Annotated in this window: 17 protein-coding genes and 1 pseudogene; 8 read left to right on the top strand and 10 right to left on the bottom strand. The window is 71.0% G+C overall.

What is annotated here, in order from left to right; all coding sequences use genetic code 11:
* Window positions 1-84: 84 nt before the first annotated feature.
* The 3 genes from ACFVT5_RS24975 to pyrE all read right to left on the bottom strand — a co-directional run bounded on the left by ACFVT5_RS24975 (window position 85) and on the right by pyrE (window position 2,132).
* Entirely contained in the window at window positions 85-264 is a 180-nt protein-coding gene (locus tag ACFVT5_RS24975; protein ID WP_389892089.1) for a hypothetical protein, read from the bottom strand.
* A 104-nt stretch (window positions 265-368) separates the two neighbouring features.
* Complete coding sequence (gene fbaA, locus ACFVT5_RS24980) at window positions 369-1,391, bottom strand: class II fructose-bisphosphate aldolase (protein ID WP_389892092.1); 1,023 nt, start codon at window positions 1,389-1,391, stop codon at window positions 369-371.
* Window positions 1,392-1,580: 189 nt separating this feature from the next.
* Window positions 1,581-2,132, bottom strand: coding sequence for an orotate phosphoribosyltransferase (gene pyrE / locus ACFVT5_RS24985; protein ID WP_389892095.1), 552 nt, complete (start codon window positions 2,130-2,132; stop codon window positions 1,581-1,583).
* A 203-nt stretch (window positions 2,133-2,335) separates the two neighbouring features.
* Here pyrE and ACFVT5_RS24990 point away from each other — a divergent pair, with 203 nt between their 5' ends.
* The 4 genes from ACFVT5_RS24990 (at window position 2,336) to ACFVT5_RS25005 (ending at window position 6,556) form a co-directional block, all read left to right on the top strand.
* Window positions 2,336-3,118: a DUF899 domain-containing protein gene (locus ACFVT5_RS24990; RefSeq protein ID WP_389892098.1), complete on the top strand. Its 783-nt coding sequence runs from the start codon at window positions 2,336-2,338 to the stop codon at window positions 3,116-3,118.
* 141 nt (window positions 3,119-3,259) lie between these two features.
* The gene (locus ACFVT5_RS24995; protein WP_389892100.1) at window positions 3,260-4,588 is read left to right on the top strand and encodes a sensor histidine kinase; all 1,329 of its coding nucleotides are present in this window, start codon (window positions 3,260-3,262) and stop codon (window positions 4,586-4,588) included.
* The gene (locus ACFVT5_RS25000) at window positions 4,585-5,259 is read left to right on the top strand and encodes a response regulator (RefSeq protein ID WP_389892102.1); all 675 of its coding nucleotides are present in this window, start codon (window positions 4,585-4,587) and stop codon (window positions 5,257-5,259) included. Before ACFVT5_RS24995 ends, ACFVT5_RS25000 begins: the two co-directional genes overlap by 4 nt.
* 76 nt (window positions 5,260-5,335) lie before the next feature.
* Window positions 5,336-6,556, top strand: coding sequence for a cytochrome P450 (locus ACFVT5_RS25005; protein ID WP_389892105.1), 1,221 nt, complete (start codon window positions 5,336-5,338; stop codon window positions 6,554-6,556).
* Between the two features lie 16 nt (window positions 6,557-6,572).
* Here ACFVT5_RS25005 and ACFVT5_RS25010 read toward each other — a convergent pair whose 3' ends face one another.
* On the bottom strand, window positions 6,573-8,258 hold the full coding sequence (locus ACFVT5_RS25010; RefSeq protein WP_389892108.1) for an ABC transporter permease: 1,686 nt from the start codon (window positions 8,256-8,258) through the stop codon (window positions 6,573-6,575).
* On the bottom strand, window positions 8,255-9,223 hold the full coding sequence (locus ACFVT5_RS25015; protein WP_389892111.1) for an ATP-binding cassette domain-containing protein: 969 nt from the start codon (window positions 9,221-9,223) through the stop codon (window positions 8,255-8,257). Before ACFVT5_RS25015 ends, ACFVT5_RS25010 begins: the two co-directional genes overlap by 4 nt.
* A gap of 94 nt (window positions 9,224-9,317) precedes the next feature.
* Here ACFVT5_RS25015 and ACFVT5_RS25020 point away from each other — a divergent pair, with 94 nt between their 5' ends.
* Complete coding sequence (locus ACFVT5_RS25020; protein ID WP_389892114.1) at window positions 9,318-9,869, top strand: GbsR/MarR family transcriptional regulator; 552 nt, start codon at window positions 9,318-9,320, stop codon at window positions 9,867-9,869.
* A gap of 35 nt (window positions 9,870-9,904) precedes the next feature.
* Here the strand turns inward: ACFVT5_RS25020 and ACFVT5_RS25025 are convergent, their stop codons facing one another.
* Window positions 9,905-10,720, bottom strand: a complete 816-nt coding sequence (locus ACFVT5_RS25025; protein WP_389892117.1) for a diacylglycerol kinase — start codon at window positions 10,718-10,720, stop codon at window positions 9,905-9,907.
* 183 nt (window positions 10,721-10,903) lie between these two features.
* On the opposite strand from ACFVT5_RS25025, the gene ACFVT5_RS25030 reads away from it, so the two are divergent.
* The 3 genes from ACFVT5_RS25030 (at window position 10,904) to ACFVT5_RS25040 (ending at window position 16,277) form a co-directional block, all read left to right on the top strand.
* Entirely contained in the window at window positions 10,904-12,187 is a 1,284-nt protein-coding gene (locus ACFVT5_RS25030) for an adenylosuccinate synthase (protein WP_389892120.1), read from the top strand.
* Between the two features lie 134 nt (window positions 12,188-12,321).
* A complete protein-coding gene (locus ACFVT5_RS25035) occupies window positions 12,322-12,723 on the top strand; it encodes a hypothetical protein (protein WP_389892123.1) in 402 nt (133 codons plus the stop codon).
* A gap of 11 nt (window positions 12,724-12,734) precedes the next feature.
* Window positions 12,735-16,277 carry an NACHT domain-containing protein gene (locus tag ACFVT5_RS25040; RefSeq protein WP_389892126.1) on the top strand — a complete coding sequence of 1,181 codons (3,543 nt, stop codon included), beginning with the start codon at window positions 12,735-12,737 and terminating at the stop codon, window positions 16,275-16,277.
* Between the two features lie 7 nt (window positions 16,278-16,284).
* Here the strand turns inward: ACFVT5_RS25040 and ACFVT5_RS25045 are convergent, their stop codons facing one another.
* The 4 genes and pseudogenes from ACFVT5_RS25045 to ACFVT5_RS25060 form a co-directional block, all read right to left on the bottom strand.
* Entirely contained in the window at window positions 16,285-17,706 is a 1,422-nt protein-coding gene (locus ACFVT5_RS25045) for a M28 family metallopeptidase (protein WP_389892129.1), read from the bottom strand.
* Window positions 17,707-18,083: 377 nt separating this feature from the next.
* Window positions 18,084-18,617 (bottom strand): flavoprotein, encoded by a 534-nt coding sequence (locus ACFVT5_RS25050; RefSeq protein ID WP_389892131.1) that lies wholly within the window; start codon window positions 18,615-18,617, stop codon window positions 18,084-18,086.
* Window positions 18,618-18,693: 76 nt separating this feature from the next.
* Window positions 18,694-19,164 carry an NUDIX hydrolase gene (locus ACFVT5_RS25055; protein ID WP_389892134.1) on the bottom strand — a complete coding sequence of 157 codons (471 nt, stop codon included), beginning with the start codon at window positions 19,162-19,164 and terminating at the stop codon, window positions 18,694-18,696.
* Window positions 19,165-19,169: 5 nt separating this feature from the next.
* Window positions 19,170-19,631: pseudogene (locus ACFVT5_RS25060) on the bottom strand (XRE family transcriptional regulator); the annotation flags it as partial.
* Window positions 19,632-19,674 lie beyond the last annotated feature (43 nt).

Below are 19,674 nucleotides of genomic sequence, written 5' to 3' on the forward strand. Positions count from 1 at the left end.
CGGAACATCCGGTACCGGCGGGACACCCGGTACCGACGGGACATCCGGCACGGGCCGCCGGGCACGGCTGTCGTGGCGGTGACGTCAGAGGTCGTCGGGCAGAAAACAGAACGCCGTGTGCCCGGTCCAGGGTCGTACCACCCTTTCAAGGACAGCGGCGTCGATGTCCTCGGCCGAGACCGGTCCGCCGAAATCGACCACTGGAATGTCCCAGTCCCCGTCCCAGCGGCGGGAGCGCAGTGTGACGAGGTTCTTCAGAGTCATGAAGTCATGGTGCTGCCCCCCGCCACAGCACCTTCGCCCCGGAACAAGCCAAAACCCGGCACCCCCAAAGGAGTGCCGGGCCCCGGCGGCGTACAGGAAAGCTGCTACTTGAGCTTCGTGCCTGTCGACCGGAGGTTGGCGCATGCCTCTGTGACGCGGGCTGCCATGCCGGCCTCGGCGAGCTTGCCCCAGGTGCGGGGGTCGTAGGTCTTCTTGGAGCCGACCTCGCCGTCGACCTTCAGGACGCCGTCGTAGTTCTGGAACATGTGTGCGGCGACGGGGCGCGTGAAGGCGTACTGGGTGTCGGTGTCGAGGTTCATCTTGACGACGCCGTTCTCCAGGGCCGTGGCGATCTCCTCGGCCGTGGAGCCGGAGCCGCCGTGGAAGACGAAGTCGAACGGGGACGCCTTGCCGTACTTGGCGCCTACGCCCTCCTGGAGGTCCTTGAGGAGTTCGGGGCGCAGGACGACATTGCCCGGCTTGTAGACGCCGTGGACGTTGCCGAAGGACGCGGCGAGCAGATAGCGGCCCTTCTCGCCGAGCCCGAGGGCCTCGGCGGTGCGGACGGCGTCGTCGACGGTGGTGTACAGCTCGTCGTTGATCTCGTGGCTGACGCCGTCCTCCTCACCGCCGGTGGGGGTGATCTCCACCTCAAGGATGATCTTGGCGGCGGCGGCCTGCGCGAGCAGCTCCTGTCCGATGGCCAGGTTGTCGGCGAGGGTCTCGGCGGAGCCGTCCCACATGTGCGACTGGAACAGCGGGTCCCGGCCCTGCGCGACCCGCTCGGCCGACACGGCGAGCAGCGGGCGTACGTACCCGTCGAGCTTGTCCTTCGGGCAGTGGTCGGTGTGCAGCGCGACGGTGATGTCGTACTTGGCGGCGACGATGTGCGCGAACTCGGCGAGCGCGACGGCGCCGGTCACCATGTCCTTGTTGTGCTGGCCGCCCAGGAACTCCGCACCACCGGTGGAGATCTGGATGATGCCGTCGCTCTCCGCCTCGGCGAAGCCGCGCAGTGCGGCGTGCAGGGTCTGCGACGAGGTCACGTTGATGGCCGGGTAGGCGAACTTGCCTGCCTTCGCCCGGTCGAGCATCTCGTTGTAGACCTCGGGGGTTGCGATGGGCATCTGTCCGCTCCTCGTGATGTGCGGGTGTTTTCTGACCGGCCCTGACCCTTGCCGCGCCGGGGGGAAGCGACGTCGTCGTCGGCCCCATCTTTCCAGACGTGGCGGATTGCTCCAGACCGGAAGCGGGGGACTTTTCCGGACGTTTCCCCTCCCTGCACCCTCCCGGCCCCCTACCGGTCCCTTACCGGGTCAGTCCAGGCCCAGTTCGTCCTTGGAGAAGGCGAAGAGGTACGGGACCCCGGCGCCCTCGGTGATCTTCTCGCCGGCGCCGGTAGCGCGGTCGGCGATCGTGGCGACGGCGACGACCTCGGCACCAGCCGCGCGGACGGCCTCGACGGCGGCGAGCGGTGAGCCCCCGGTGGTGGAGGTGTCCTCCACGACGACGACACGCCGTTTCTTGATCTCCGGGCCCTCGACCTGGCGCTGCATCCCGTGCGCCTTGGCCGCCTTGCGGACCACGAAGGCGTCGAGGCGCCGCCCGCGCGCGGCGGCGGCGTGCAGCATCGCCCCGGCCACCGGGTCGGCGCCCATGGTCAGCCCGCCGACGGCGTCGAACTCCAGGTCCGCGGTCAGATCGAGCATGACCTGCCCGACGAGCGGCGCGGCGACCCCGTCGAGGGTGACCCGGCGCAGGTCGATGTAGTAGTCGGCCTGAAGCCCGGAGGAAAGGGTCACCGCGCCGCGTACCACGGCCTTGTCCTTGATCTGCCGCAGCAGCTCACCACGTACGTCATCACTCATACGGCCAGCTTAAGGGCGCCGCGATCGGCTGCCGGGGGTGTGATGGCGGTGGCTGAGGGGTGCGATGAGTTCCGGCCCGCTCGCGAGTCTGTTCCCGTGAGCGCCGTGGCACGTCGCGCGACGCCCACCCGCACCGGACCCCGCACCGGACCCCGCACCGGACCCCAGTACTGGACACCGCAATGGACACCACGGAGGACACCATGACGAACACGCCCGACGAACCGACCACCGCGCTGCCGGGCCGCCCGCCCGTCGTCGACCTGGCCACCTGGCAGGCCGAGCGTGACGAGCTGCTGGTCCGCGAGAAGGCCCACACCCACGAGGGCGACGCCATCGCCGCCGCCCGCCGCCGGCTCCCGATGGTGGAGTTCGACGGCACGGTCGAGGTCGTCGGACCCGACGGCCCGGTCCCGTTCCTGGACCTGTTCCAGGGCCGCGACGAACTCGTGGTCTACAAGCACATGTGGCACGACGGCGCGCCGCACCAGGGGCAGTGCGAGGGCTGCACCACCACGGCCTGGCTCCTGAAGGACGCCGTCTACCTCAACGCCCGCGGTGTCTCGTTCGCCATCCTGACCACGGGCCCCTGGGACGAGGTGGCCCCCTTCATCGAGTTCATGGGCTACACCCAGCCCTGGTACTCGGTGCGCGGCGTGGACGAGCCGGTCGGCGGCGACATGGGGTACGTCACCTGCTTCCTGCGCGACGGCGACCGCGTGTTCCTCACCTACTCCACGACCGGCCGCGGCAACGAGCCGGTGATGGGGGCCTTCGCCCTGCTCGACATGACGCCCTACGGCCGCGGCGAGGCATGGGAGGACAAGCCCGAGGGATGGCCCGAGGGGCAAGGCCCGTGCTGGTACTGGCGCTCGGACGCGGACGGGAACGCCACCTGGGGCCCGACCGGGCGTCCCGTACCGCAGTGGACCCGCCCCGGCGCGACCCCGGTGACGACCCTTGGCCGGAAGGGCGACTGCCACTGACGCACCTCGTATACCGACCTGAACCAGCTCGGTATCTTCCCCGGTACCCGTAGATACGTGCCGTAGTACTTGCGACGGATACCGCAGAACCCGTCTGACTGGGGACGACCGGGTACCGGCGGTGCGCCTACCGTTCATAGCGTGACCGAGACCCAGCCCCTGCCGGGCCCGCAGCCATCCAAGTCCCGTAGTCCCGAGTACGACCATGCCGCGAAGGTGCTCGCGGGGCTTCGCCAGGATCTGTTCCATGACGCCTTCGCGTACCGTCCGCTCCCCCCACGGAGCCCGGACGGGCGGCTGATACGCCGCGTGCCGGAGCGGCTGAGGCGCTACGCCGTGTGGACCCCGCACGCGATGGTCTGCCTGTTCGCTTTCTGGCTGCTGATGTTCGCCTACACCACGACGAACCCCTACGGCGGTTTCTCGCTCGGGGTCCTGATCGCCATGGTGCCGGTGGCCGGTGTGCTGCTGACCCTGCTGCGGCCGGTGGGCGCGTTCTGGGTGTCGCTGGGGGCGGCGCCGTTCGTCGGGGTGTGGGGGGCGTCGGACGGCGGCTGGCCCTGGTCGGACAGCTCACTCATCGGTCACCTCGTGGTGCTGGTGGTCGTGGCGGCCCGTACCACCCCGCGTACCGCCCTGTGGATGTGGCTGCTGACGTCGGCGTACGGCTTCTTCGGGGCCGTCCTTTTCGGCCGGGACGACTCCACCACCGCGACGATGGCGTTCGTCTCGGCGGTCGCCCTGCTCTGCGTCTCCGTACTGCACATCCGCCGCGAGGCGCGGCAGGAGGTCGCCGCCGAGCGCACGGTGTCGGCGGTCGAGCGGGACAAGCGGACGCTCCTCGAAGAGCGCACCACCATCGCCCGTGAGCTGCACGATGTGGTGGCCCACCACATGTCGGTGGTCGCGATCCAGGCGGAGGCCGCCCCGTACCGGGTGGAGAACCCGCCGCCGGAGCTTGAGCAGGCATTCGTGACGATCCGGGAGAACGCGGTGGCCGCCCTCACCGAGCTGCGCCGGGTCCTCGGAGTGGTCCGCGCCGAGGACTACGAGGCCCCGGACGCCCCGCAGCCCACCCTCGCCGACCTGGACAGGCTGCTCGCCAATGTGCGGGACGCCGGGCTGAACGTGGAGAAAGTGATCACCGGAGCGGTACGGACGCTGCCGCCGGGCGTGGAGCTGTCCGCGTACCGCATCGTGCAGGAGGCCCTCAGCAACAGCCTGCGGCACGCGCCGGGCGCCGAGGCCCGGGTCGAGGTCGGCCATGTACTCGGGGGCCTCGGCCTGCGGATCGTCAACGGCCCGCCGACCGGTCTGGTCAAGCCGTCCCAGGGCGCCGGACACGGCATCGCGGGGATGCGGGAGCGGGTGGCGATGCTGAACGGCGAGATGACGGCCGGCGTCCAGGACGACGGCGGCTACGAGGTGGCGGTGTTCCTGCCCGTACCGCTGACCGAGGAGCCCTCATGACCGGCGGGACGATCAAGGTTCTGATCGCCGACGACCAGATGATGGTCCGCGAGGGCTTCTCGGTCCTGCTCAACGCGATGCCGGACATCGAGGTCGTCGGCGAGGCGGTCAACGGCAGGGAGGCCGTCGACCGGGTACGTGAACTGGCGCCGGACGTCGTCCTGATGGACATCCGGATGCCGGAGCTGAACGGCATCGAGGCCACCCGCGAGATCGTCGCGGCGGACGGCGGCTCGAAGGTGCTGGTGCTCACCACCTTCGACCTGGACGAGTACGTCTACCAGGCGCTGCGGGCCGGGGCTTCCGGCTTCCTGCTCAAGGACGCGTCGGCACGGCAGCTCGCCGACGGGGTCCGGGTGGTCGCGAACGGCGACGCCCTGCTCGCGCCGAGCGTGACCCGGCGGCTGATCACCGAGTTCTCGAAACTCGCGGACACCCCCCGCCTCGCGCCCGGGGCACAGGCGGCGTACGGGGAACTCACCGAGCGCGAGACGGAGGTCCTGGTACTCATCGCCCAGGGTCTGTCGAACGCGGAGATCGCCTCGCGTCTGGTGGTGGCCGAGTCGACCATCAAGACACATGTGAGCCGCGTCCTGGTGAAGCTGGGCCTGCGGGACCGTACGCAGGCGGCGGTCTTCGCGTACGAGGCCCGCCTGGTGACTCCGTCCTGACCCCGCCCCTGTCCTCTCCGGGCTCCCGTCCTGCCCGGCCTTCCCCCGTGGCGGGCGCAGCGGTTAGCGTCGGCCCATGGACGCACCCCTCGAACCCGCCCTTTTCGATCCCTGGTCGCCCGGGTTCGTCGCCGACCCGTACCCCGCCTACGCCGAGCTGCGGGAGCGCGGGCGGGTGCACCACTTCGCACCGACCGATCAGTGGCTGGTGCCCCGGCACGCAGATGTGTCGGCGCTGCTGCGGGACCGCAGGCTGGGGCGGACCCATCTGCACCGCTTCTCCTACGAGGAGTTCGGGCGGCAGGCGCCCCCGGCGGCGCACGAACCGTTCCATGTGCTCAACGACCACGGGATGCTCGACCTGGAGCCGCCGGACCACACCCGGATCCGGCGGCTGGTGTCGAAGGCGTTCACGCCCAGGACGGTCGAGCGGCTCGCGCCGTACGTGGAGCGGCTGGCGGACCGGTTGGTGCGGGACCTGGTGGCCGACGGCGGGGGCGATCTGCTCACCCGGGTCGCCGAGCCGCTGCCCGTCGCGGTGATCGCCGAGATGCTGGGCATCCCGGAGGGCGACCGGGAACCGCTGCGGCCCTGGTCGGCCGACATCTGCGGGATGTACGAACTCAACCCGTCCGACGAGGTCGCCGGGCGGGCGGTACGGGCGTCCCTTGAGTTCTCCGCCTACCTGCGCGACCTCATCGCCGAGCGCCGCAAGGAACCCGGCGACGACCTGATCTCCGGGCTCATCGCGGCCCACGACGAGGGCGAGCGGCTCACCGAGCAGGAGATGATCTCCACCTGTGTGCTGCTCCTGAACGCGGGCCACGAGGCCACCGTCAACGCCACGGTCAACGGCTGGTGGGCCCTGTTCCGCCATCCCGACCAGCTCGCCGCGCTCCGCGCCGACCACGGTCTCGTATCCACAGCTGTGGAAGAACTCATGCGCTACGACACCCCGCTCCAGCTCTTCGAGCGGTGGGTCCTGGACGACATCGAGATCGACGGGACGACGATTCCGCGCGGCTCGGAGGTGGCGCTGCTGTTCGGCTCCGCCAACCGGGACCCGGCGGTGTTCGCCGACCCCGACGCGCTGGATCTGGGGCGTACGGAGAATCCGCACATCTCGTTCAGCGCCGGCATCCACTACTGCATCGGCGCGCCCCTGGCCCGTATCGAACTGGCCGCTTCCATGCGGTCGTTGCTCACGCGGGCGCCCGGACTCCGGTTGGCGGCGGAGCCCGGACGCAGGCCGAACTTCGTGATCAGGGGGTTGGGGGAACTGTTGGTGGAGGTCTGAGCGGCTCAGCCGGAAGTCAGGCTGTCGACAGGTCGCGGCGGCGGAGGGCGGTGAGTCCCGCCGTCAGCAGGGCCAGCGCGATGACCGTCAGTGTCAGGACCGGTGCCCACTGCATGTCCGAGCCGGGCAGTTTGGGGAGATGCCCGAACGGCGACAGGTTCATCACCGACTGCGGCAGCTTCAGCGCGGGGCCGATCCAGCCGATGAGCAGCGCGGCCCCCGCCACACCCCACGCCCCGATCGCGACCTGCGGCGAGATCCCGTGGAGCAGGACGGCCAGCGCGCCGATCACCCAGATCGCGGGGAGTTGGACCAGGCAGGCGCCGACGATCGCGCCGAACTCGTGCCCGTAGCCGAGGGCGAGGCCGAGGCCGCCGACGAGCATGATCAGGGCCGAGCCGCCGAAGGCGATGAGCAGATGGCCGCTCGCCCAGCGGAGCCGTCCGACGGCGTTCGCGAGGACGGGTTCGGCGCGCTGCGAGGTCTCCTCGCCGTGCAGGCGCAGTACCGACGAGACGATGTAGAGGGCGGCGACCAGGCCGAGCATCCCCACCATGGTGGCCAGGAACGCCTGCGTGACGCCGCTCTGGCCACCCATCCGTTCGATGATGTCCCGGGTCTGCTGGTTGTCGCCGACGAGGTCGGCCGCGCCGTTCGTCATCGAACCGAACACCGCGCCGGAGGCGAGGAAGCCGAGGCTCCAGCCGAGTACGGTGCCGCGTTGCAGCCGCCAGGCCAGCGCACCGGCCGTGGAGAGCCGCCCGCGCGCGGGGCCGGGACGCGTCGGCAGGAAGCTCATCCCGACATCGCGGCGCCCGGCCAGCCCGTACGCCACGACCGCCTGCGCGGCGACGGCGGCGACGAACAGGAGCAGGACCCACCAGCGTTCGGTGGCGAACGCCCGCTGGTTCTCCAGCCAGCCGACCGGTGAGAGCCAGGTCAGCGGGGACGAGCCGTCGCCGGTCGCCGAGTCACCGGCCGCGCGCAGCACGAAGGCGGCGCCGAGCAGCCCGGACGTCAGCCCCTTGGCGAGCCGCGCGCTCTCGGTGAGCTGCGCGACGATCGCCGCCATGGTGGCGAAGACCATGCCGACGCCGCCGATGCCGAGCCCCAGCGCGAGCGCGCCCGCCGAGCCCTGGCCCGCCAGACCGGCGGTGATCAGCAGGGCGAGCAGGGTGTTGGCGAGGGCGGCGGCGAGCAGCGCGGCGGTGAGCGGGGCCCGGCGGCCGACCATCGCCGCCGAGACCATCTCCTGGCGCCCGCTCTCCTCCTCGTCCCGGGTGTGCCGGATGACGACGAGCAGGCTCATGATCGCCGCGAAAACGCCGGCGAAGGTGCCCACGCGCCAGACCGTGAGGGCGCCGATGCTGTCGCCGAACACCGGCCCGTACATGGCGCGCAGGGAGCTGTTGCCGACCATGGACTGCGCGAAGTCGGCGCGTTCGGCGGCGGTGGTGTAGAGGCCCTTGAGGGTGCCCGGCATCGACAGCACCATCACGCTGATGACCAGGACCCAGACGGGGATCATCACGCGGTCCCGGCGCAGCGCGAGCCGGAGCAGGGTGCCGGTGCCGGCGAGGGGGCGGGAGCCTCCGGTACGGGGGTTTCCGTTACGGGGGGTTTCTTGACGCTGGGACGGGGTGCCGGTGCCTGTGCCGTGGGTGGGATCGGTGCCCGAGGTGGGATCGGTGACGGCGGTCATCGCGCCATCGCCTCCTCGGTACCCGAACCGCCCGAACCGCCCGAACCGCCCGCGCCACCCTCTCCGTCCGCCGCGTCCGCGCCGTCGTCCTGGTAGTGCCGCAGGAACAGCTCCTCCAGGGTCGGCGGGGTCGAGGTCAGCGACCGTACGCCCGACGCCGTCAGGGACCGCAGCACCGCGTCGAGCTTGTCCGTGTCGACCTGGAGCCTGACCCGGTGGCCCTGCACATCCAGGTCGTGTACGCCGGGGAGGCCCGCGAGACCGTTCGGCGCGCCGGAGAGTTCGGCGCTCACACTGGTACGGGTCAGATGCCGCAGCTCGGCCAGCGAACCGCTCTCCACGGTCCGGCCCTTGCGGATGATGCTCACGCGGTCGCAGAGGTTCTCCACCTCGCTGAGGATGTGCGACGACAGCAGGACCGTACGGCCCCGGTCGCGCTCCTCCTCGACACAGCTCTCGAAGACCTCTTCCATCAGCGGGTCGAGCCCTGAGGTCGGCTCGTCGAGGATCAGCAGGTCGACATCGGACGCGAAGGCGGCGACCAGGGCGACCTTCTGCCGGTTGCCCTTGGAGTACGTGCGGCCCTTCTTGGTGGGGTCCAGCTCGAACCGCTGGATGAGATCGGCCCGGCGGGCCTCGTCCAGACCGCCGCGCAGCCGCCCGAACAGATCGATGACCTCGCCACCGCTGAGGTTGCGCCACAGGGTGACGTCACCGGGTACGTAGGCGATACGGCGGTGCAGGTCGACGGCGTCGTGCCACGGGTCGCCGCCCAGGAGTTGGGCGGCGCCGGAGTCGGCGCGCAGCAGGCCGAGGAGGACCCGGATGGTGGTCGACTTCCCGGCGCCGTTGGGGCCGAGGAAGCCGTGCACTTCGCCGGTCTCGACATCCAGATCGAGGCCGTCCAGCGCGTGCGTCCGTCCGAAGGACTTGTGCAGTCCGGAGACGGTGATTGCCTTCGTCATGATTCGGAACGTACGCTACTTTCACAAATTTGTGAAGTTAAGGAAGCGTATAAACTCCGTTCGGGGTGGTGCGACCAGGGGAGATGATCGGGGCATGATCGAGCAGCACGGTGACAAGTCGGCGGGTTCGGGTTCGGGCTCCGGTCCGGGCGAGGGGGAGGTGCCGCGCGAGGCGAGGGTGTCGCGGTTCGTCGAGCACTTCGCGGCGCAGCTTGTCGAGGCGGGGATGCCACGGATGCCGTCACGGGTGTTCGCCGCACTCCTCGCGTCGGAGACGGGCACCCTGACATCGGCGGAGCTGGGGGAGCAGCTTCAGGTGAGTCCGGCCGGGGTGTCGGGCGCCGTGCGGTATCTGGCGCAGCAGCACATGGTGTCGCGGGAGCGGGAGCCGGGTTCGCGGCGGGAGCGGTACCGGGTCCACAGCAATCAGTGGTACGAGGCGTTGACCAATCGGGATGCCCTGTTGAAGCGGTGGTCGGACGCCTTGGCGGAGGGGGTGCGGATGCTGGGGGCCGATACGAGTGCCGGTGCCCGGCTGGCCGAGACGCTGGCCTTTTTCGACTTCATCGAGTCAGAGCTGGGCGGGATGATGGAGCGGTGGCATGCGCACCGGGTGACCTTGGGCTTCGGGACGCCGTCTCCCTGACCGTCCCCCCTTGGTGCGACGCGGCCGGTAGTGTCTCAGCCCGGCAGCGTCAGGCTCCAGGCTTCCTCCCGTACCGTCCACGTCCTGGTTCTCACCGGCCCTCCGGTCATCGCGTCCGCCCGGTACCGGAAGTCGGGGCCCGACACCGTGAGGGTGCGGGCTCGGGCGTGCACCGGGGCCGCGTCCGACGGGCGGATCTCGATCTCCGCGTACCCGTCCGCCGCCGGAGCGACCGAGACGCCGTCCACGGGCTGGTCGAGGTCCACGAGTGTCACCCCGTCCGCCTCCACGCGCAGTCGTGCGGCCCCCGGCCCCGGTGCCGTGGCCTGCGCGACCCGGCCGTTCCGTGGCCCCAGACTCCGTACCAGCGACTGGCAGGTGCGCAGCCAGGCGGGCGCCGGTCCGGTCGAGGCCGCGGAATGCGACAAGGACGGGATACGGAGATCGCCCAGGACCACCCCGTCACTGTCGTCCACCAGCAGGTCGAGGCGCCGGTCCACGCCCTCCAGGACGGCCCGCGCGGCGGCGACGGCCCCGGTGGGCACCCCGAGCGAGCGCGCCAGGGTCACCACGCCCCCGATCGGCACCACCGACAGCGCCCCCGCCGCCAGCTCCCGCTCACGGTGCAGCAGCCCCACCGTCCTCAGCAGGGCCCGGTCGTCGCCCACCACGACGGGGCGCCGGGAGCCCCGGCGGACCAGGGCACGGGCGAATTCCTCGGGACTGTCCGGAAGGCACACCTTCAGGGCCGCACCCGCGCTGAGCACGTCTTTCGCGATCCGGACCGACTCCCCGTCGTGACGCCGGGCAACCGGATCGATGAGCACCAGCAGCTGGTCGGAAGCCGACACTTCGGTCCTGCCTCGCTTCCTCGGGTAGCATCTTTGTGCAAGAGCCCCTTGCGCTATTGCGCCAGGGGCTTCGTCTATTCCGGGGCACCGGTCCGACGGGTCGCGACCGACAAGGGTCGCGGGTGTACGCGCGGCGTACGCCCCTGACCCTGGACATGCCCCGCCCGGAAGGGGTGTACGCCTGTGCCCGCACTTGTGCTGCTCGGTGCTCAGTGGGGTGACGAGGGCAAGGGAAAGGCCACCGACCTGCTCGGTGGATCGGTGGACTATGTGGTGCGCTACCAGGGTGGCAACAACGCCGGCCACACGGTGGTCGTCGGCGACCAGAAGTATGCGCTCCATCTGCTCCCTTCCGGAATCCTTTCCCCGGACTGCGTCCCGGTCATCGGCAACGGCGTCGTCGTCGACCCGTCGGTCCTGCTCTCCGAGCTGAGCGGTCTGAACGAGCGCGGCATCGACACGTCGAAGCTGCTGATCAGCGGCAACGCACACATCATCACGCCGTACAACGTCACCGTCGACAAGGTGACGGAACGCTTCCTCGGCACCCGGAAGATCGGCACGACCGGGCGCGGTATCGGCCCCACCTACGCGGACAAGATCAACCGTGTGGGCATCCGGGTCCAGGACCTGTACGACGAGTCGATCCTCACCCAGAAGGTCGAGGCGGCTCTCGACTTCAAGAACCAGGTGCTCGCCAAGCTCTACAACCGGCGCGCGATCGCGGTCGGCCAGGTCGTCGAGGAACTCCTCGGCTACGCGGCGAAGATCGAGGGTTACGTCGCCGACACCACCCTGATCCTCAACGACGCGCTCGACGCCGACAAGGTCGTCCTGTTCGAGGGCGGTCAGGGCACGCTCCTCGACATCGACCACGGCACGTATCCCTTCGTCACCTCGTCCAACCCGACCGCGGGCGGCGCCTGCACGGGCTCGGGCGTCGGTCCCACGAAGATCACGCGCGTGATCGGCATCCTCAAGGCATACACGACCCGGGTCGGCGCCGGCCCCTTCCCGACGGAACTGTTCGACAAGGACGGTGAGGCGCTGCGCCGTATCGGCGGTGAACGGGGTGTCACGACCGGCCGTGACCGCCGCTGCGGCTGGTTCGACGCGGTCATCGCCCGCTACGCGACCCGGGTCAACGGTCTCACGGACTTCTTCCTCACCAAGCTGGACGTCCTCACCGGCTGGGAGCGGATCCCGGTCTGCGTGGCGTACGAGATCGACGGCAAGCGCGTCGAGGAACTCCCGTACTCCCAGAGCGACTTCCACCACGCGAAGCCGGTGTACGAGTACCTGCCAGGCTGGTCCGAGGACATCACCGCCGCGAAGACCTTCGGCGACCTCCCGCGCAACGCACAGGCGTATGTGAAGGCGCTGGAGGAGATGTCGGGCGCCCCGATCTCGGCGATCGGGGTCGGCCCGGGACGCGACGAGACGATCGAGATCAATTCGTTCGTCTAGCACCCGGCCCGCCTCCCAAGTCCCCTAGCGGTACTGTCCGTTCGGGCGAGGGAACGTACCTGCCCCTGGTTGGCTCCGGCCGGCCGGGGGCACGTTCCGTGTGAGGGGTCCGGAGTCCGACGGAGGGGCGGAGGGTGCTCGTGGAACCTGTGGCGGCCGAGTTGCTGATGGCGCTGGCGAGCGGGGCGCTGGGAGCGGCGGGGCAGAGTGCGTGGGAGCGGCTGCGGGGGCTGGTGGTGCGGCGGCCGGACGGGCGGTCGGGCAGCGCGAACCCGGTTGTCGGGGAAGGCGAGTTGACCGCTTTCGGCGGGGCTGTCGGTGACGAGGAGCGGGCCCGGCGGCTCGCTGACGCGCTGGCGCTGCGGGCCACTCAGGACCCCGCCTTCGCGCAGGCGCTCGCGACCTGGCGGCAGGAGGCCGAGGCGGTGCGCGACGCGCATGTGTCGGCGGGCGACCAGCACCAGGAGATCTCCGGCGGCACCCAGACGCACGTGGTCTTCCTGCGTGACGTGAACGGGAACATCAACATCGGTTGAGGGACGCCAGGGTGAAGCGCGGACGGCGCCGCTGGATCCATCGGCGTGGGCCCCGGCCCCAGCAGATACAGGGGATCTGGGGCGGCACGCAGGAGAACGTCGTGTTCGCCCGGGACATCCAGCATCTGGAGATCCATGAGCACGGCGGGAACTCCGTCGGCCGGGGCGGCCTGCTGTGGCGTTCCGCCGCCGTGCTCGGCGCCCTGGCCCTGCTCTTCCTCCGGCCCGAACTGCCGCTGCCCGACCGCTGGGACCCGGGGCCGGTACAGGCAGGGTGGCTGCTTCTGGTCGGAGCCGTGGCCGTCGACGTGGCCGTGCGGATACGGGACGCGGCGCAGCGTCGGCGGCTGCGCGCCTGGCGGTCCCCGAAGCACCTCGCACGGGCCCTCGAAGCGCTCGCCGACGGCCTGTTCCTCCGGTACGACCGGGACGAACGCCTCGCGCAGATCAGTGATCCCCGGCCCATCGAGGTGACGTGGACGACACCGGCGGATGCCATGGGGGAGCGTGCCGGGGAGACCGCCGGGGAGACCGCCGGGGAGGCCGCTGGGGAGCGCGTCGGGGAGTCCGCCGGGGAGTCCGTCGGGGTGGGTCCGCCCGTGTCCCTCGCCGACTACTTCACCGCGCTCCCGACCCGCCGTCTCGTCGTCCTCGGCGGCGCGGGCGCCGGCAAGTCCGTCCTCGTCCTGCGGCTCGCGCACGACCTGTTGCGGCGCCGTACGGACGGGTCGCCCGAGCCGGTTCCCGCGGTGGTGTCCCTCGCCTCCTGGGATCCCCGGCGGCAGGGGCTGATGGGGTGGGTGGCACGGCAGTTGGCGGACGAGTACCCCGAGGCGTGCGAGCCGGTGCCGGGGGCGCCCCCGGCCGGCGTCGCCCTCGAACTGATCCTGGATCGCCGGGTCCTGCTCGTGCTCGACGGCTTCGACGAACTCCCGCCGGAGAACCGGAAACTCGCGCTGGAGCAGATCACCGGGACCCTGCGCGGCGGTGTCCCCTTCGTGCTGACCAGCCGGGAGCCCGAGTACCGCGAACACGCGCCCGATGCGGCCGTCTTCGAGCGGACCGAGATCACCCTCAGCCCGCTGACCGCCGGGACGACCCGCGCGTATCTCAGCCCCGGCACCGCGCGGACCCGCTGGTCTCCGGTGCTCGCCCGGCTGGCCGACGAGGAGGAGCGCGCCCCCGAAGTGCGGCGGCTGCGGCAGGTGTTGAGCGTGCCGCTGACGGTCGCGCTGGCCCGCGTCGCGTACGCGGACCCCACCACCGACCCCGCCGAACTCCTCGCCCCAGGCCGCTTCCGCCGCCGCGCCGACCTCGAACGGCACCTGTACGACGCGTACTTGGACGTCGTCTACAGCACCTCCCACGACATTCGGGCCGCGCACGGCGGCTGGGACCCCGTACGGGCCCGTGCCTGGGCGGGTTTCCTCGCCGCCCGGGGCAAGGCGGAGCAGCGGCAGGACATCGCCTGGTGGCGGCTCGACGAGGGCCTGCCCCGCGCCGTACGGCTGCTCGGACTTCTCCCCGCCTACGCGGTGAGCACGGCGGTCGTCGCGCTGCTCGGGTTCGGGCAACCGGCCTGGCGCGACTGGCTGCCGGTGCCGCTGTGGGGCGGATTCCTGCTGCTGTGCGGACTGCGTCTCGCGGTCGACGGGCTCGTCGGCATGGACGACTGGCCCGAACCGCCGCGCCGCCCGACCCGGCCGACCGGCGCCGAGATCCGGGCGGTGCTCCGGCGCCGCCGGGTCCGGGCGGTGGTGGCGGTCACCGTGCTCACGCTCGGCTGGGGCTGGACGGCGGCGTACCTGTCGGGGTCGGGGTTCTGGCGCTGGGTGACGGGCCTGCTGACCGCGTACACCGTGTGGCGCTGCGCCCTTCCGGCCGTCAAGTCCGTGGTCCGGCCGTCCGACCCGGCGCTCGCGCGCTCCCCGGCCGCGCTCCTGCGCGCCGACCGGCGGGCCGTCCTCACCCTCGGCTGGCTCCGGCCGGTCCGGGCCAGCGTGGAGGACACCCCTGCGGCCCTGGTGCTGCTGCCGCCCCTCCTCCTCCTCGGCTGGGGAAGCGTGGGCGGCCAGGACGTCGCCGGTGCCCGCGAGTGGGCGCTCGCCTGCGCGGGGGCGGTGCTGTCCGGCGCGCTGTACGGGTACGGGGTGTCCGCCTGGGGCCGGTTCACGGTGGCCCGCGCGTATCTCGCCCTGACCGGGCGGCTGCCGTGGCGGCTGATGGCGTTCCTGGAGGACGCGCACACGCGGGGTGTGCTGCGGCAGTCGGGGGCCGCGTACCGGTTCCGGCACATCGAGCTTCGGGACCGGCTCGCCCAGGACGCGCCCGCGTCTCCGGTACGGAGCGGTCCGCGCCCCGCGTGGCTCCCGGCGGCGGTGGCGTTGCCGGTCACCGGGGCGGCCCTCGTGGTGTTCCTGGGCATCGGGGCCCAGGTGTTCGTGGGGAGTCCGGGTCCTGTCCGGTCGGTTCCGCCCGCCTGCCGGCTGCTCACGGACGCCGACCTCGGCACGCTGATGACGGATCCCGCCACGGTGTCCCGGGAGCGGGGGCGGTCGTGCTCGGCCGGGGAGCAGTCCCCGTTCGCCCGGAACACGCAGATCGAACTGCGCGCGTGGGTCGAGACGACGGACGGGGTGAACGACGGACCCGCCAAGGCCCGGTTCGCCTTCGGCCAGCAGAAGGCGTACGCGGAAGCCGGGGACAGCAGGGTCCGTACGGTGACGGGGGTGACGGGGCTCGGCGACGCCGCCTTCCTGGTGACCCGGTCCCGCCCGGCGGTTCTCGACCATCCGGCCGAGCAGGGGTACGCGGCGTCCTGGACGGCGTCGGTGGGCGTGCGGGCCGGGAACGCGGTCGTGGTCCTCACCTACGGCGAGGAATTCGCGTCACGGGAGCGAGTGGCGGAGGTCGCGGAGGTGCTGGCGCGGACGGCGGTACGGCGGGCGGAACTCGGCCCGGCACCGGCCGCCGACCGGCGGCTGTCGGCGATCCCGCGCCCGGCACTCCCCTCGTCGGAAGACACCCGCTTCGGGGTCTATTCCCATCGGCCCGCGCAGTCCCTGACCGGGGCCGCTTGGCGGGCCGACGAGCGCTCGTACCTGTGGCACCTGACCGACGTGCCTTTTGTCTTCCGGGCGCCGAAGCATCTGAAGTGCGGGGCGGCGGACGAGGACGAGGCCGAGGTGGCGTCGTACATCTGCCGGTCCCGTCCGGAGAACGTCCGCGCCGGGCCACTGCCGGACCTGCGTCTGTCGATCCGGTCGTACTACTGCGGTGAGTCGTGCTCCCAGAAGGAGACGGACGACTTCCTGCGCGCGAGCCCCGACCACGCCACGACACCGTGGAAGAAGGCGGACGACTCGACGTACTACGCGACGGAGACGCACGGCGACGACCGGTACCGGATGTCGCTCAAGCGCCACTGGGGCTGGAGCGTGAAGTCCCGCACCTACGCCTTCCTTCTCTGGGCCCGGGTGGACGGACCGGAGTCCGCCGAGGAGTGGGCCCAGAAGCCGGTCAACGACATGTTCACGCAGACGGGCGGCCGTTGATTGCGGGCTAGGACTGGGGAAGCGGGAAAGCCACCGGACTCCTCTGGCCGCCGCGCCCCACCGCCCGCACCCCGAAGAACACGTTGTCCTTCGAGAGGTCGACTTCGTGGCGGGTGACGTCGCCGACCGGGACGACGTGGGTCCACTCGGGGGACGTGGTCTCGCGCCAGACGATCTCGTAGCCCTTGAGATCCGGTTCCGTGCCCCGCTCCCACACCAGTTCCGTGGAGTTGGTGAGGTTCGAGGTGATGATGCGGGCGCCGCGTGGGGTGCCCGGGGCCTGGGCCAGGGTCCAGAGGGCCGCCGCGTTCACCCGGGCGACGCGGGTGATGTACGCGAAGTCGCAGAACTCGGGCAGGTCCCCGAACCGTTTCCCGTCCGTGTCGACCCGTACGTCCTGGTGCTGGTGGGCGAAGTCTTCGGCGGGTTCGGTGAACCGGGCGGCGGGGTAACCCCGTTCGAGGAACGGGATGTGGTCGCCGCCGCGCAGGTACCGGTCCCTGCGGTAGACGACCCGTACGCGCATTCCGGTGATGTCGTGGTCGGCGGTGTCCTGGACGAAGCGGGCGAGTTGGCGGGCGGGTGAGTCGTTCTCGCCGCCGACCGAGCGGCGTACGGCGGCCTGTGCGGGGGTTTCGGAGGTGGGCACGCCCTCGGCGAAGAGCCGAACGGTGTACGGGTCCCTTTCGCCGTCGTCCGCGGTGGAACTGCCAACGATGTCGTTGGTGAACATGGCCTGGACGTCGGCCTGTCGGTCCTTGAACTGCTGTGCCATGTGGGCGGCCCCGTACAGCCCCTGCTCCTCGCCCGCGACCGCCGCGAACACGATCGTCGCGGCCGGGCGCCGCTTGGTCATGACCCGGGCCAGCTCCATGGCGACGGCGACCCCCGACGCGTCGTCGTCGGCGCCCGGCGCGTCCGAGGTGAAGTCCATGACGTCCGTGCAGCGGGAGTCGTAGTGCCCGGAGACGACGTAGATCCGCTCGGGTGTGAGGGAGCCGCGGAGGGTGGCGATGACGTTGGTGATACGGGTGGGGGTGGGGATACGGGAGGCGGGTTCCTGGACGTACGACTGAAGCTCCACGGTCATCCGCCCACCGGATTCGCCGGCGTACTCGCGCATCCGGCCATATATCCAGTCACGCGCGGCACCGATGCCACGGACCGGGTCGTCCTGGGTGGAGAGGGTGTGCCGGGTGCCGAAGCCGGCGAGCCGACGGACGGTGGCCTCGATCCGATCCTTGTCCAACTCTCTTAGGATTTCGCGGAGTTCGGCGGTGGGGCGCTGGGCGGTGGCCGGTGGACGAGACACCTCGGGGGCGGCGGTGGTGGCGGTGGCGGGCGCGGCGCCGATTCCGGTGACGGCCATCGCCCCCGTCCCGGCGACGCTCGCGGTCAGAAGGGTTCTCCTGCTGGGGCGCTGGGGCATGTGTCCTCCGTGGGGGCTGGGGACCGAGGGCGCTGCAATCGTCGTGCACGCGTCAACCCCCAGACAAGGGGACAAACCCCTGACGATCAGCCCCTCGGGTGACCGGTGCCGTATCCAGACGCACACCTCTGTGCGGGCGGGGGGCTTTGCTCCCGGCGGCGATGTCCCTGTCCTGCCGGACCCTTCCGTGGCGAATGGCCAGATCCCGGTGAGAGCCGCCGATCTGGCCAAAAGGACGGACAGGGTTACGTGACGTCGGCCATGTTCACGGTCACCCATCGGTTCTCGTACACGGTGCGCTCGCCGAGATTCCGCCATACGGACACGCTGCTGCCTCTCGTCGGGTACGGGAACATCCAGCCGTGTCCGTGGGTGGGTCAGTCGGGCAGGGCGGCCAGCGCGCGCTGCCACGGGAACGCTTTCGCGTTGCCCCGCTTGGGTGGGTGAGGTGTGTACCCGTCCGGTCCGATCAGGACCCGTACGCCTTGCGCGCGCAAGCGTTCCACTGACACGGACACCGCCGGCTGTGCCTCCTGTGCCTGGTTGAAGTACGGCATCGCCGCCACCGGTACACCCATGTGCACGGCTTCCGACGGCAGCCCGATGGCCAACGTGTCGGCGATCCCGGCGCCCCACTTGTTCAGCGTGGTGCACGACATGGGCGCCATCAGCATCGCCGTCGCCTTCGGCAGGGCGTCCGACTCCCACGGCAGCTTGTACCGGGACCTCACCGGATGCCCGGTCAACTCCTGCAACTCCCGCATCCGGGGCTCCCACCAGCGGGCGGCCGACGGCGTCAGCACCAGGCACACGTCCCAGCCCGCCCCCTGCGCGACCCGCACCCCCTCGTCCACGTACTGAGCCGGTCCCGCCGCACACGCGATCAGATACAGCACCCCGCGACTACTCATGCGCGAAGTCCACACTCCCGAGCGGGCCGCCGCAATGCCTCGCCGGCGGCATGCCGTGAGCCGATGTCAACCACGCCTACCCGAGATACGGCGCGGGCCGGTGTTCCAGGTAGTGGTGCAGTCGGAGCCGTTGGGTGTGATGCATGGGCAGGGCGTCGATGTCGCCCGGGGCGATCCAGCGCAGGTCTGTCGACTCGTCGGAGATGGCCAGTTCGCCTCCGATCACCTGGGCGTGGAAGCAGATGTTGAACTGCCTGCGTACCTCTCCGTCGCTGTACTCGATGATGTGCCGGGGATCGGTGTACGTGCCGACGAGACCGGTGATCTCGACATCGAGTCCGGTCTCCTCCCTGACCTCACGGACCGCCGCGCCGGGCAGTGACTCGTCCAGGTCCATCCCGCCACCCGGCAGCGCCCACAGGTCGTTGTCCCGCCGGCGCTGGAGAAGGATGCGTCCCTCGTCGTCGGTGACCACGGCGGACGCCGCCACCACCATGCTGTTGGGCGCGGGTGCGGCGGGGTCGTCGTAGTACTCGATCCGGCTCACGGGACCTACTCGGGAGGACGGTTGTAGGCGTCGAGCGTCGCCTTCGCCGTCGATGTGTCCATCAGGCGCAGTTCCCACGGTCCGGTGTTCACGTCGAATTCCTTCCCGAAGCCCACCCACTTGCCGGCCATCCGGCGGCCGGTCGGCTCGGCCAGGAGTTGTATGGCGCCGAAGTACCGGGCTCCGCGGTAGTAGCCCACGGCTGCCGTCTGCTCCGTCCAAGTGCCGGTGACCGTGTTGCCCTCCGCTTGGAGGTCGAGGGTCAGCGGGCTGTCCGCGTTCAGTGACGCGTGGGGCAGGCTGCGTCCGGTGAGGCGGTTGCCGTGCTGGAGGAGCACCACGTGGTGCTTGCCGGTGAAGACCTGGTTGCCCCGGCCGCTGGAGACGTACTCGTAGGTGCTCAGCCAGATGCCCGAGTAGTTTCCCCGGGGCGCACGCCGAGGGCTGGGGGTCGCCGGGGCGCCGGCTGCGGCCGACGTGCGGATGGCTCGGGCGACTTCGTCTTGGGAC

It is taken from the genome of Streptomyces sp. NPDC058001, from assembly GCF_042886315.1.
In the GTDB taxonomy this organism is placed as follows: Bacteria; Actinomycetota; Actinomycetes; order Streptomycetales; family Streptomycetaceae; genus Streptomyces.